Below are 11,922 nucleotides of genomic sequence, written 5' to 3'. Positions count from 1 at the left end.
GACCACTTTCAAGCGGAATCCAGCTCATGCCACTTCTCGCCGGTCTCGTACTGCTGATCCAGTTCAGCTTCGCCTTCCACGCCCTGCGGACCGGGCGCCCCTACTGGTGGATGTTCGTCATCATGGGCTTTCCGGTGATGGGCTCGGTGATGTACTACTTCATCGAGATCTTTCCCGGCTCGCGCGAGCACCGCAACGCAAACCGCACCGCGCGGAAGATTGCCCGTGCCCTCAAGCCGGACGCCGATCTCAGGCGCCGTGCCGAGGAGCTTGAAATCTGCGGCAGCGTGGACAACCGCGTCGCCCTGGCGCAGGAATGCATGAACCACCAGATGTTCGCGGAGGCGGCAAGCCTCTACGAGAGCTGCCTCGCCGGTGCTTTTGCCGATGACGGGCAGATCCTGGCCGGACTGCTCCGCGCCAGGGTCGAGCAGCAGGACTGGGATCGCGCCGCACAACTCGTCGCCCGGCTCCGCGCGGTCGCACCGGAAGTCCGCCCGATGGAGGTCCGCCTGCTCGACGCACGAATCCTCGCCGGCCGGGGTGAAACCGACGCGGCGCATGCCGCTTTCCGCGCCCTCGTCCCGCAGTTCTCGGGCCTGGAAGCCCGCTACCGCTATGGCGACTTTCTCGCCAGCCTTGGCCAGCACGACGCCGCCAGGCAGGTTTTCAACGAGCTGCTGACCCACTCGAAGCGCTTTGCCTCCACCGTCGAAGACGAGCACGACTGGGTCCGGGCCGCCCGCCAGGCCGTGCGCGGCTGAGCCGGCACGCCGCCCCTCTTTCCGTTCCAATGACACAGACATGACAGACAACCTCTACGCACCGCCGGCCGCACCGGTCGCCGACACCGATCAGCCCGGCATGCGCGCCGACTTCTACATCGTTTCGATCAGCAAGCTGAGCACGCTCTACCTGGCAACCGGGGGCATGTATGCGATTTTCTGGTTCTACCGGAACTGGAAGAACTACCGGGACGCAACCGACGACAACATCTGGCCGATGGCCCGTGCGCTCTTCAACTACTTCTTCGTCCACTCGCTGTTCCGCCGCGTGCACGATCATGCCGAGTCGCGTGGCGTGACGCTGGACTGGCGCCCCGGTCTCCACGCCACGCTGCTGGTGGTGATGCTGCTGATCTCCGGGGCGCTGGACCGCGCGGCGGTCAAGGGCGTCGGCTCGCCGCTGACCGACATCCTTTCCTGGCTCGCCCTGCTGCCGCTGCTGGCGCTCTTCGCCCACGCGCAGCGCCAGATCAACATGGCCTGCGGCGATGCCGAGGGCCGCAGCAACGGCGAGCTGAGCGGCGCCAACTATTTATGGATCGCGATCGGCGCGGTGATCTGGATCTTCGCCCTCATCGGCGCATTCGCCGGGGCGTAAAGAGCGTGGTGCGGCTGCGGGCCAGCCGGCGCGCGTTTGCGCTGGCCCGCCGGTGCACCGGCGCGAGGCCCGCGCCCAGTACACCGGCGACGGCCTCCTGCAAAAAGGAGCCGGAGAACGCCTGAGGGCCGGGCCACCCCGGTTGCCAGAGGCGCATCAGGCTCGCCAGCATTCCCAGCTGGATCTGCCACAGCTGCCAGCTCATCGCCTGCCAGGACTCGAAAAAGGCGGCGAGCTTCTCCAGGCCCATCCGCTGGAATTCCGCCCGGTCGCGCGCGGATGGCATCGGCCCGGCCAGCGCCATGCGCCAGAGCCGATGGGCCATGACCTGCGGCACCGCGAGCGCCAGCTCGAGGCTCTTCGCGAGCAGGGCTTCGTGTACGGTAAATGGATGGGAACGGCGACTGGCCATGGGCATTCTCCTGTGATGACGAGGCACGCGGCGGCACGCCCGCCCTGCTGATCATCGAAGCATCGAAGGGCGGACGCGGCAAGTTCCGTTCCCGTCGGAAGGGGCTTAAGCTCCTCATCGCGCCGGGGCATGAGCCCGGCCAGGCCGTCCATTCATTCAGAGAGGGCAAGACATGGCAAAAACTCCGGAAGACCTCCAGCCGGCGAGCTGGCACCGCTATTTCGCGATCTCGGCCAACAACCAGGCCTGGACCCTCGCCGAGCAGCCGGCTGACGCGCGCGATCCGCTCGCGCTGCTCGATGCCGCGCATGCATCGGCCTGGCACTGGCAGGTCGCCGGCAATACGCTGAACCACATGCGCGCCACCATGCTGCTCGCCCAGGCCCATGCCGCTGCCGGGCTGGGGGCCAGCGCGCTGTGCTATGCCGAGACCATGCGCCGCTATTTTCTCGGCGAAGCGGCCACGCCGGACTGGGAGATCGCTTTCACGCATGCGATCCACGCCCACGCCGCGCATGCTGCCGGCGAGGCCGCCCTGCACCGCGAAGCCTTCGAGCGGGCGGAGCAGGCCATCGCGGCCATTGCCGACCCGGAAGACAAGGCCGTCGTGCAGAAGCTCTTCGACCAGATTCCGCGCCCTGCAGTCTGAAGCGCGCCGCCGCAGCGCGCATGGCTGCTGATATGCTCGGCGGGTCACGCCTCAACCGCTGCGCCCCGCCTCATGGAACTGCGTCATCACGCCCGCATCGATGAAATTCCCGCCGACGCCTGGGACGGGCTGGCCGGCAGCGATCAGCCCTTCCTGCGCCATGCCTGGTTCGCCGCACTGGAGGACGCCGGCTGCACGGGTGCGGGCAGCGGCTGGCAGGCGGCCCACGCCACGCTGTGGGACGAGGCCCGGCTCGTCGCCGCGATGCCGCTCTACCTGAAGCAGCATTCAATGGGCGAGTATGTGTTCGACTGGTCCTGGGCCGACGCCTATGCGCGCAACGGCCTCGACTACTACCCGAAATGGCTCGCCGCGATTCCCTTCACCCCTGTGCCCGGCCAGCGCGTGCTGGGGGTGAATGCCGAGGCGCGCCGCACCCTGCTGCAGGGCGTGCTCGAATCCGCCCGGCAAAGCGGCCTTTCCTCCTTCCACATGCTGTTCGCGCAGCCCGACGAGCTCGCCTGGGCAGACGAAGCAGGTTGCCTCACGCGGCATGCGGTGCAGTTCCACTGGCAGAACCGCGGCTATCCGGACTTCGACGCCTTCCTCGCCGCGCTGACCCGTGACAAGCGCAAGAAGATCCGCCAGGAGCGCCGCTATGTGCGCGAGGCCGGCGTAAGCCTGCGCACCCTCGAAGGCGCTGCCATTGAGCCGGAGCACTGGGCGTTCTTCACCCGTTGCTATGAGCGCACCTACGCGCTGCACCACTCCGCCCCCTATCTGAATCTCGACTTCTTCCAGCGCCTGGGCCGGTCGCTGCCCGCTCACTGCGTGCTGCTGATTGCCCGCCAGCAGGATGAAGACATCGCCGCCAGCCTCCTGCTGCGCGACCACGACACGCTCTATGGCCGCTACTGGGGCGCACTGCGCGAGGTGAGCTGCCTGCACTTCGAAGCCTGCTACTACGCGCCCATCGACTACGCGATCGCTCACGGCATCGCACGCTTCGAAGGCGGCGCGCAGGGCGAACACAAGCTGGCCCGCGGCCTGGAGCCGGTCGCTACGCAGTCGCGACACTGGATTGCCGAGCCACGTTTCCGCGAAGCCATCGCCCGCTTCCTCGAACGCGAAGCCCTGGGCATGGCGCAATACATCGACGAACTCGACGCGCACAATCCGGTGCGCCAGCCGCCGCTCGCCATGACGGCCGGGAACGGCTTCAGGAAATCAGGCAAGATCCGGTGAAAGCGGCGGGCGGGGTGCAGCCTCCCCTGCAGAACGCCTGGCCAGGCGCGTTGCCGCCGCCAACTCCGACGTCATGCGGCCCGGCGCCCGATACCGTTCTTCGCGCCTGGCTGCATCCTGCACCGCACTTCCTGCAGAACATCGCATCCCGCTCGCAGCCCGTCACGCCCGGTCGCATCCTGCGCCTGTCCATTCCGGACATGAAACCCGCCCAGGAGCCCGTCATGCAGATCAAATCCCGCCCCCTCCGCCACATCCTCATCGGTGTCAGCGCTTCCGTCGTCGCCAATCTGTGTCTCGTCACCGCGCTGAACGTCGCCTTCCCCACCCTGCCGCTGGCCGGCTTCGAGGCGCTGGTGGCGGGCAACACGGCCACGATCTGCGCCTGCAACTGAGCCGCGGGAGCCCGTCATGCAGATGACTGTTCCGTTCGCCTCGCGCCGCTTCCTAGTCGCCTTCTTCGTGTCGCTCGTGCTGAAGCTGGGCCTTGCGACGGCGCTCTGGATGACCTGGCCGCGCAGCCCGGCCGGGTCCGGCGCGGTGCCGGTCGCGAGTGACGCCTCCGCCCCCGCCGGCCACTGATCCGCATGACAGACAGGAGCACCGCATGTCCCGCTTCGAACAACCCCTTCCCTTTCTCATCTGCCTGCTGCCCGCCGCGCTGATCACGCTGGGGTTGGTGACGGTTGCCGAACGCCACTTCCGCCTCGCGCCGCAGGCCCTGCACATCGAAGCGCCTCCCGCTGCGTCCAGTGCATCCGCGCAAGGCTTGCCCTCCATGCGGACTGTCTGCACACTCGACTGACCCCGCCGAATTACAGGAGCATTCAATTGCCCGACCCCAAGGAAACGCCGGACGCGTCCGCGAGCAAGCCGGACAGCACCGTTCAGATCAACGAGAACGGCCTTCTCATCCAGGATGGCAAGGACACGGTCCGGATCAATCTTCACGGCATCCAGATCACCTCCAGCGATGCCGGCCACCAGTCCGCCCAAGCAAATGACGACACCGATAGCGATGCCATCGACATGCCGGGCGCATCCCAATCGGGCGTCATCCAGGTCGAGGCAAGTCCCGTCAAGCCGGCCTCGCCGGAGCAGGCCGGCAGCAGCGCCCAGTCGATCGCCCTGACCCTTGCTGCCGCGCTGCTCATCGCGGCCCTCGTCGCGCTGCTCTGGCGCCTGCGCAAGCGCGGCGCGAGAGCTGACCGGTCACCCACCCCGACGCCGCCTGCCGGCGAGGCATCCCGCACAGGCGACACCGACGAAGCGGCGTCCGGACCGCCTGCGACCACCGTGATCTCCAGGCCGGGGAAAGAAATCCGGATCTCGGGGGACAGCACGGTGGTCCTGAAGCCAGGCAAGGAAGTCCGCATCACGCCCGAAGGCGTGCAAATCACGAAGCAAGGCAAGACCGTCCGCATCGACACAGGGGCTTCGCCCGCCTCCCCGCCTGTTCCACCCTCGCCCCCGGTGCCGCCCGAAGCGCCCGCCCACGCTGCCGGAGAGGCCGCCGCACGCGTGGCACCGGTGCCCGGCCAGCTCGCCCTGTTCGTGATCGCCGCGCTGTTCATACGCGCCCTCGTGCAGCACTGGCATATTCCGGGCTGGTACGGCACCGCCCTGCAGATCCTTCTGGCGCTGAGCATGCTCTGGCTGCAGCTGGAGCCCGCCCCCAGCCTCACCGCCTTGCGGGAACAGGGCCGCCGCCTGTGGAACTACTGCGCGGCCTGGCTGGTGGCCGTTCGCTGGCAGCGCCTGCTGGGTTTCAGTGTGTGCGCCTGGCTGGCACTCGACGCACTGGCGAGCGCGCTTTTCGGCCGCTACAGCACCGGCAATGCGCTCTTCGGCCTGTTGATGGGTTTCGTCAGCTGGCGAATCGCCGCCCGCGTGCCGGTGCAGCTGCCGCGCCGGGAAGGCTGGGCCAATGTCCGCCGCTTCAGGCCACTGGAAATCATCGTGCTGGTCGCCTGCTTCTGCCTGGCCGTGTTCGTCTGGCCGCAGAAAGACCGCTCGCCCTCGGAGCCCTGGAGTTTCGGCATCGTGAATATCGAGCCGTCCGCCGAGGACACGGCCGACGCGGCCGATCGCCAGGCCCGGGAAGCCGAGCGCAAGGCACGGATCGAGGAGCGCAAGGCGGAGCGGCATGCCAGAGGCTCGGCGAGCGGAGACGATGACATTTCCTCCGGCATCGCCTTCTTCGGGCTATTCCTCGCCCTGCTCGCCTTCAAGTTGCTCGCCGGCGACAAGATCAAGGCCGAGGAAGCCGCCAACTCTGCCCGAAGTGCTGCCGACACCGCCCGCAATGACGCTGACATGGCAGCCCTGCAGCGTGAAGCGGCCGATGCACGCCTCGCCGCCATGCAGGCCCAGATCGAGCCGCACTTCCTCTTCAACACCCTGGCCTCGATCGACCAGCTGATCCAGACCGATCCGGAGCGGGCCTCGCAGCTGCAGAAAAATCTGATCCGCTACCTGCGCGAAGCGGTGCCGCAGATCCGTGAAGACGCCCAGCGCAGCACGCTCGGCAAGCAGCTCGCGATGAGCCGCGCCTATGTCGAGATCATGCAGATGCGGATGGAAGAGCGCCTGCAGGCGGAATTCCACATCAGCGAAGGGCTGCATGCGGCAGAATTCCCCTCGATGATGCTGCAGACCCTGATCGAGAATGCGATCAAGCACGGCCTGGAGCCTCGCCCGGAAGGCGGGCGCCTGATCGTGAGCGCGGAAGTGGGGCGCAACCAGCTGATCGTCCGGGTGGAGGACAATGGCATGGGATGTGATCCGGTCGCGGCCATCGATGGCACCGGGCTGGCCAACATCCGCGAGCGCCTGCGCCTGCTCTATGGCGAGCGTGCCGCCTTCAGCCTGCAGGCCCGCGAAGGCGGTGGCGCCATCGCCCGGATCCAGCTGCCCTACATCGATGAAGCCCCGCCGGCCGCGCCGGCCCAAGGATGACGCCATGCCCACCGCCCTGATCGCCGACGACGAACGCCTGATGCGCGAGCAATTGCGCAGCGCCCTGGCGCGCGCCTGGCCCGAGCTGCAGATCGTGGCCGAGGCGCGCAACGGTGACGAAGCAGTCAGCCTCTGCGAAACACACCGGCCCGACATCGCCTTTCTCGACATCCGCATGCCGGGCCGCAGCGGACTCGAAGCCGCGCGCGACATCAGCGAACAGGCGCATGTGGTATTCGTCACCGCCTATGACCAGCATGCGGTGGAAGCCTTCGAGAAAGGCGCACTGGACTACCTGCTCAAACCGGTGGAGGCCGCGAGGCTGGACCGCTGCGTGGCGCGCCTGCGCCAGCAGCTCGAGGCCACGCCTCCCGATCTCAACCAGATGCTGCTGCGCCTGGGCCGGCAACTGGGAGGTCGCACGCCCGACTACCTGCAGCATGTGCAGGCCGGCAGCGGTGGCGTGATCCATGTGATTCCGGTGAGCGAAGTCCTGTTCTTCACCTCCGACGAGAAATACACCCGGGTCTGCAGCGGGCGCCAGGAAGTGCTGATCCGCAAGCCGATCCGCGAACTGGTCAACGAACTCGATCCGGCGCTGTTCTGGCAGATCCACCGCGCCACCCTGGTCCGCGCGGACGCCATCGAACGGGTGCGCCGCGATGATCGCGGCCAGCTGCGGGTGAAGCTGCGCGGCAGCGACGAAGAGCTGGAAGTCAGCCGCAGCTTCAGCCACCTCTTCCGGCAGATGTGAAGGGCGGAACCCGACCCGCCCGACCGTAGGGCGCCCTGAGCGAAGCGAAGCGCGCCGAAGCAGCCCTGCACGCCACCGCGACATCGCCGATGCACGCCGCGTACGGATCGGCCCCCAAAGCCAAGCAAAGCTCAGGCCCCGGAGTCCTCCGTGCGGCGCGCTTCGCTCAGGGCGCCCTACATTTTGCCCACCCTTCAGAGTCTGCCCGCGCTGCGGCTCAGCATATCGAGTTCGGCCAGGGCGCCGGCGATTTCGCTGGTGCCTTGCGCCGCATGCAGCAGGATGTCGGAGATCTCGTTGGTGGAGTGCTCCTGCTCGGCGATCGCGCCCGAGATGCCTGAGGACAGCGTCGCGATCTTCTGCATGATCTCGTTGATGCCGGCCATCGACTCATTCACCCGGCCGGTGTTTTCCTGCACGCTGCCGATCATGCTGCGGATGCTGCTGGAGGAATTGACGGTATTCACCGCCAGCGACTTCACCTCCTCGGCCACCACCGCGAAACCGCGCCCCGCCTCGCCCGCGCGCGCCGCCTCGATGGCGGCGTTGAGCGCCAGCATGTTGGTCTGCTGCGCGATCTGGGTGATCAGGCCGGTAACCTTTGTGATCTCCTGAGACTGCTCGTTGAGTACGCCGATGTCATGCGTGGCGCGAGCAGCGAGACTGACCGCATCGTTGATCACCTGGGTCACTTCGCGCACATGCTGCGAGATGCCGTGGATGCTGCCGGCGACACCTTCCATCGCGGCCGAGCCGCCCTGCACGCTGTGCTTGATCTGCTCGGAGTTGCCCGACACCTCCCCCACCTTGCGCTCCATGCCGGAGAGCGTTTCGCGCAGGGTCTGGCGCAGCAGCGCGCCATAGAGCGAGCTGGAGAGCTGCACCTTGAGCGACTCGTAGATGGTGCCGTCATGCGGCCCGAGCGCAAACGCCGCCAGGCCGATCTGCGTCTCGTTGAAGTGCAGCGGCACCACGATCAGGGTCTGGCGCTGGGCGGAATGCGCCATCAGCGCGGGGATGAAGTCCTGCACCGCCATCAGGCTGCCCTCGCGGCCGGCGGACGCGGTCAGCACCCGGAGCTGCGCGGGAATGCGGGTGCGATCCCAGCCGGCCTCACCTTCATACACGGCCAGATGCAACGCCGGCACGCCCAGCTTCGGCAGCTCCTGCTGCAGCAGCTTGAGCAAGGCGCCGGTTTCATGCGTGGTCGCGAGCTTCGCGCCCAGCTGGCTGATCATGCGCTCGCGGGCCAGCGCCTTGAGATTGGCGGCTTCGCGCAGGCGGCCATCGGCCTCGCTCAGCATCACCCGGGCCTGCGCCCAGAGGTCTTCGGCGCGGATGATGCGACCACGCCGCCACAGGCTGGGCAGCAGCCTGCGGCGCAGGGTCGAGATCATGCCCTGCAGCACTTCAAGCGGCAGCTTCGCCTCGGTGCAACGCTTGATCGCGTCGCCCAGCGCGGCATTGAAACCGCCACCCTCACGGGCCCAGCCCAGCTCGCGGCAGAACGCATCGACCAGGCTGCCGGCCACTTCCTCGATCACGGCTGCAGAGGCTGCGCGACCGCCATGACGCTGTGCGCTGGCCGCCGCGACCATGGCGCGCACCGCGCCGCCGCGCGTGAAGAAACCGAAAGCCCTGAAAAGCGCGGCAACACGACCGCCCAGATCGAGCCCGCCCCGCAGCGACACCATGCCGGAAGCCGCGGCGGCCACCTGATGCGAGGCGCAGCCGCAGGACTGCCCCACCACCAGCCGGCCCGGCAGCTGCGTGACCGCCGGTGGCGTGCGCCCGCCCGCCACCGCGCCCAGCACCTCGAGCGCCTTGGCCGCCTGCTCGTCGCCGGGCAAGGCCACGGTCGTGACCGGCGGCGTATTCACCCGCGCATCGAACACATCGTTGCAGCCGGTCACGGCCATGTCTTCGGGCACCCGGATGCCGCGCCGCTGCAGATCGGCGATCGCGGCAATCGCGATGTTGTCGTTCACGCACACCAGCGCGTCGAAGTCGACGCCGGGCCTCAGCCGTCGCTCATCAATGAAGAGCTGCACCATCGCCGCGCCGCGTGCCTTGTCCCAGTTGCCGAAGGGCGAGACCAGGCGTTCGTCCTGGGCGATGCCGTGGGCACGCAGCACCTCGAGGTAGGCCTCATGGCGCTCCTTCGCCAGCGGATGGGTTTCGGGGCCGCGCACGAAAGCGATGCGACGCTTGCCATGCACCACCACCAGGTGTTCGACCAGCGCGCGCATGCCGGAATGGCTGTCGGTCACCACTACCGGCCAGGGCGGCATCTGCTGGGTCAGCGTGACCAGCGGCAGCTTGCGCAGGGAATCGAAATGCGCGCTGCGGGCGCTGTCGCCCTCGGGCGAAGCCCAGCTGATCACGCCCTGATAGCGCTCATTGATGAGCCCGTAGATCTGCGCGCCGGGATCCTTTCCGAAATAGCCGCCGCGGAATACCACCAGATTCTGGCCCTGCTTTTCGGCAGCATTGAGCAGCCCGTCAAACAGCATCTCTTGTGCACTGCCTCCGGCGATCTCCCGCGCCAGGTAGGCCACTGCTTTCTTCTCTGCCATGCCCTCTCTCCACACAAGTCATCCGGGCCCACCGCCGATCCCCCGGGTAGGCCCGCTCTGTCAGGCGACATTGGTGTCGCTTCCACCCTTCACATCGGACAGAAAGCACCGAACTAAAGGGCAGGCGACGACCCTTTTGCGAATAATGTTTCCGGTATCAGGAATATCCCCTAGCGGCACCGGCCGCCACCGTCGCCGGTATGCGGGATGGCACCGATTGCGAGACGCTCGTCGCGGCGGGAGCGCTACACTCGGGGGCCGAACGACCGCAAGAGGAATCCCCCATGCCCGCCTGGCTGCCCATCCTCAAGGCCTCGCTGCCTTACGTCACCCAGATCGTCACCGCGGCGATCCCCGCCTTCACGCGGAAGGAATCCGCCCGGACCGAGCCGCTGGTCGAGAAACAGATCGAGGAGCTTCAGGCCGCGACCACCCACAATGCGGAGTCGATCCGCGTGCTGGCCGACAAGCTCTCGCAGACGCTGCAGACGCTGGAGGGCGCTGCCACCGAAATGGAAAACCGGGCGGCCCGCCTGCAGCGGATCGCCCTCTTCGCCTGCGTGCTGGCAATCATCGCGACCGGGGTCGCGCTCTGCGCGCTGCTGCGCTGAAGTCGCCGGCTCAGACCGCCTCCGGCGTTTCAACCACCACCCGGTTGCGCCCTTCCTCCTTGGCCCGGTAGAGCGCCCGGTCGGCACGGGCGAGCAAGCTCTGCCAGTCGGCATCCTGCGCACTCAGCGAGGCCACCCCGATGCTCACCGTCACCCGCAGCGCGGGCTCCCTGGCCGACACCTGCGCCCCGGCCGAGAGCTGGCGCAGACGCTCGGCCACGCCCTCCGCATCCTCTGCCGCCAGGCCCGGCAGCAATACGCAGAACTCCTCGCCGCCCAGTCTCGCCAGCCGATCCGGCTCACGCAGGGCCTCCCGCCAGCAGCGGGTAGCACCTTGCAGCACTTCATCGCCGACCGCGTGACCGTAGCGGTCGTTGACCTGCTTGAAATGGTCGCAGTCGATCATCAGTACCGACAGGGCCGTGCCCGCCTGCCGCGCGGCCTCGCGGGCGCGCGCGGCTTCCTCCATGAAGGCGCGGCGATTGAAGACGCCGGTGAGTTCATCCGTCATCGCCATGCGGTGCAGGGCGGCCTGGGCGGAAAACACCGCACGATGGCTGCGGCGGATCACCAGGCCGGTTGCCAGCAGCGCCAACGTGAGAAGTGCCGCCACCAGCAGTAGGATGCGACGGATCGTCTGCCAGGGTTGCAGGGCTTCATCGTAGCCCCGCGACGACACCACGAAAACCGGATGCCCCGGCAGCTTTTCATAGCTCACGATGCGCTGCACGCCATCGCTGAACGCACTGCCCGACACCAGCTTGCCCTGAGGCCGCGTACGCATCTCGCCAAATCGCGGGAAGACCGACAGATCCAGGCCCAGCAGCGCCGGATCAAAGGGTGCGCGCGCCAGCACATGTCCATCGTCACGCAGCAGCAGGATGCTGCCCTTGTCCTTCATCCGCCAGGTCTCGTGGGGCTCGCTGAGTCGCTGCAGATCGATCAGGCACAGGATCATCGAGAAGCCGGCAACCTCGCGCTCGAGCCGGAGCACCATCGGCAGCGCCCAGCGGCGGGCAGACTTGCGCAGTACCGGCAAACCGGTGACCAGCGAACCGGGCGGTCCGGCGAGCGCGTCTTCGTAATAGCCGCGGTCGCGCACATCGGAAATTTCCAGGCGGGCGGGATCCGGCACCGGATGGGTCATGCCGCGCGTGCTGATCATCTGGAATTCGACCATGCCGTTCGACATCCCGCTCATCCGCGCGGCCAGGCGCACGAAGACCGGATCATTGACCGGGTCGGCAACCTGGCTCGCCCGAGTTCGACACTTCACCTCCAAAAACCGCCTTTCTTGACCTCTCGGCAACGTAGCCGTGCGGGTTTGCGGGGTG

General features: G+C 67.6%; 13 protein-coding genes. 10 read left to right on the top strand and 3 right to left on the bottom strand.

Annotated elements, in window-relative coordinates; all coding sequences use genetic code 11:
- Nucleotides 1–26 precede the first annotated feature (26 nt).
- Together ABDB87_RS13580 and ABDB87_RS13575 are read left to right on the top strand one after the other, a co-directional pair.
- The gene (locus ABDB87_RS13580) at nt 27–764 is read left to right on the top strand and encodes a hypothetical protein (protein ID WP_345927927.1); all 738 of its coding nucleotides are present in this window, start codon (nt 27–29) and stop codon (nt 762–764) included.
- 40 nt (nt 765–804) lie between these two features.
- Nucleotides 805–1,383, top strand: a complete 579-nt coding sequence (locus tag ABDB87_RS13575; RefSeq protein ID WP_345927925.1) for a hypothetical protein — start codon at nt 805–807, stop codon at nt 1,381–1,383.
- On the opposite strand, the gene ABDB87_RS13570 is transcribed toward ABDB87_RS13575, so the two are convergent.
- Nucleotides 1,358–1,795 (bottom strand): polyhydroxyalkanoate granule-associated phasin, encoded by a 438-nt coding sequence (locus ABDB87_RS13570; RefSeq protein WP_345927923.1) that lies wholly within the window; start codon nt 1,793–1,795, stop codon nt 1,358–1,360. The two genes, ABDB87_RS13575 and ABDB87_RS13570, sit on opposite strands and share 26 nt — an antisense overlap.
- Nucleotides 1,796–1,967: 172 nt before the next feature.
- On the opposite strand from ABDB87_RS13570, the gene ABDB87_RS13565 reads away from it, so the two are divergent.
- The 7 genes from ABDB87_RS13565 (at nt 1,968) to ABDB87_RS13535 (ending at nt 7,401) form a co-directional block, all read left to right on the top strand.
- Nucleotides 1,968–2,444, top strand: a complete 477-nt coding sequence (locus tag ABDB87_RS13565) for a hypothetical protein (RefSeq protein ID WP_345927921.1) — start codon at nt 1,968–1,970, stop codon at nt 2,442–2,444.
- A 72-nt stretch (nt 2,445–2,516) separates the two neighbouring features.
- Nucleotides 2,517–3,689 (top strand): GNAT family N-acetyltransferase, encoded by a 1,173-nt coding sequence (locus ABDB87_RS13560; protein ID WP_345927919.1) that lies wholly within the window; start codon nt 2,517–2,519, stop codon nt 3,687–3,689.
- A gap of 224 nt (nt 3,690–3,913) precedes the next feature.
- Nucleotides 3,914–4,084: a hypothetical protein gene (locus tag ABDB87_RS13555; RefSeq protein WP_345927917.1), complete on the top strand. Its 171-nt coding sequence runs from the start codon at nt 3,914–3,916 to the stop codon at nt 4,082–4,084.
- A 16-nt stretch (nt 4,085–4,100) separates the two neighbouring features.
- Nucleotides 4,101–4,271 carry a hypothetical protein gene (locus ABDB87_RS13550; protein WP_345927914.1) on the top strand — a complete coding sequence of 57 codons (171 nt, stop codon included), beginning with the start codon at nt 4,101–4,103 and terminating at the stop codon, nt 4,269–4,271.
- Between the two features lie 25 nt (nt 4,272–4,296).
- Nucleotides 4,297–4,494, top strand: coding sequence for a hypothetical protein (locus tag ABDB87_RS13545; protein WP_345927912.1), 198 nt, complete (start codon nt 4,297–4,299; stop codon nt 4,492–4,494).
- A gap of 26 nt (nt 4,495–4,520) precedes the next feature.
- Complete coding sequence (locus ABDB87_RS13540; protein WP_345927910.1) at nt 4,521–6,647, top strand: sensor histidine kinase; 2,127 nt, start codon at nt 4,521–4,523, stop codon at nt 6,645–6,647.
- A gap of 4 nt (nt 6,648–6,651) precedes the next feature.
- The gene (locus ABDB87_RS13535; protein ID WP_345927908.1) at nt 6,652–7,401 is read left to right on the top strand and encodes a LytR/AlgR family response regulator transcription factor; all 750 of its coding nucleotides are present in this window, start codon (nt 6,652–6,654) and stop codon (nt 7,399–7,401) included.
- Nucleotides 7,402–7,595: 194 nt separating this feature from the next.
- On the opposite strand, the gene ABDB87_RS13530 is transcribed toward ABDB87_RS13535, so the two are convergent.
- The gene (locus ABDB87_RS13530) at nt 7,596–9,977 is read right to left on the bottom strand and encodes a methyl-accepting chemotaxis protein (protein ID WP_345927906.1); all 2,382 of its coding nucleotides are present in this window, start codon (nt 9,975–9,977) and stop codon (nt 7,596–7,598) included.
- Nucleotides 9,978–10,261: 284 nt separating this feature from the next.
- Between ABDB87_RS13530 and ABDB87_RS13525 the strand changes: the two genes are divergently transcribed.
- Entirely contained in the window at nt 10,262–10,588 is a 327-nt protein-coding gene (locus tag ABDB87_RS13525; RefSeq protein ID WP_345927903.1) for a hypothetical protein, read from the top strand.
- A 10-nt stretch (nt 10,589–10,598) separates the two neighbouring features.
- On the opposite strand, the gene ABDB87_RS13520 is transcribed toward ABDB87_RS13525, so the two are convergent.
- The gene (locus tag ABDB87_RS13520) at nt 10,599–11,864 is read right to left on the bottom strand and encodes a sensor domain-containing diguanylate cyclase (protein WP_345927901.1); all 1,266 of its coding nucleotides are present in this window, start codon (nt 11,862–11,864) and stop codon (nt 10,599–10,601) included.
- Between the last annotated feature and the right edge of the window lie 58 nt (nt 11,865–11,922).

The sequence above is a fragment of the Uliginosibacterium paludis genome (assembly GCF_039631355.1).
GTDB classification, from domain to species: domain Bacteria; phylum Pseudomonadota; class Gammaproteobacteria; order Burkholderiales; family Rhodocyclaceae; genus Uliginosibacterium; species Uliginosibacterium paludis.
This window is presented reverse-complemented; position numbering and strand designations above follow the sequence as displayed.

Coding starts and splice junctions, on each gene's coding strand:
- ABDB87_RS13580 (WP_345927927.1), top strand. CDS start 27: ATGCCACTTCTCGCCGGTCTCGTACTGCTGATCCAGTTCAGCTTCGCC.
- ABDB87_RS13575 (WP_345927925.1), top strand. CDS start 805: ATGACAGACAACCTCTACGCACCGCCGGCCGCACCGGTCGCCGACACC.
- ABDB87_RS13570 (WP_345927923.1), bottom strand. CDS start 1,795: ATGGCCAGTCGCCGTTCCCATCCATTTACCGTACACGAAGCCCTGCTC.
- ABDB87_RS13565 (WP_345927921.1), top strand. CDS start 1,968: ATGGCAAAAACTCCGGAAGACCTCCAGCCGGCGAGCTGGCACCGCTAT.
- ABDB87_RS13560 (WP_345927919.1), top strand. CDS start 2,517: ATGGAACTGCGTCATCACGCCCGCATCGATGAAATTCCCGCCGACGCC.
- ABDB87_RS13555 (WP_345927917.1), top strand. CDS start 3,914: ATGCAGATCAAATCCCGCCCCCTCCGCCACATCCTCATCGGTGTCAGC.
- ABDB87_RS13550 (WP_345927914.1), top strand. CDS start 4,101: ATGCAGATGACTGTTCCGTTCGCCTCGCGCCGCTTCCTAGTCGCCTTC.
- ABDB87_RS13545 (WP_345927912.1), top strand. CDS start 4,297: ATGTCCCGCTTCGAACAACCCCTTCCCTTTCTCATCTGCCTGCTGCCC.
- ABDB87_RS13535 (WP_345927908.1), top strand. CDS start 6,652: ATGCCCACCGCCCTGATCGCCGACGACGAACGCCTGATGCGCGAGCAA.
- ABDB87_RS13530 (WP_345927906.1), bottom strand. CDS start 9,977: ATGGCAGAGAAGAAAGCAGTGGCCTACCTGGCGCGGGAGATCGCCGGA.
- ABDB87_RS13525 (WP_345927903.1), top strand. CDS start 10,262: ATGCCCGCCTGGCTGCCCATCCTCAAGGCCTCGCTGCCTTACGTCACC.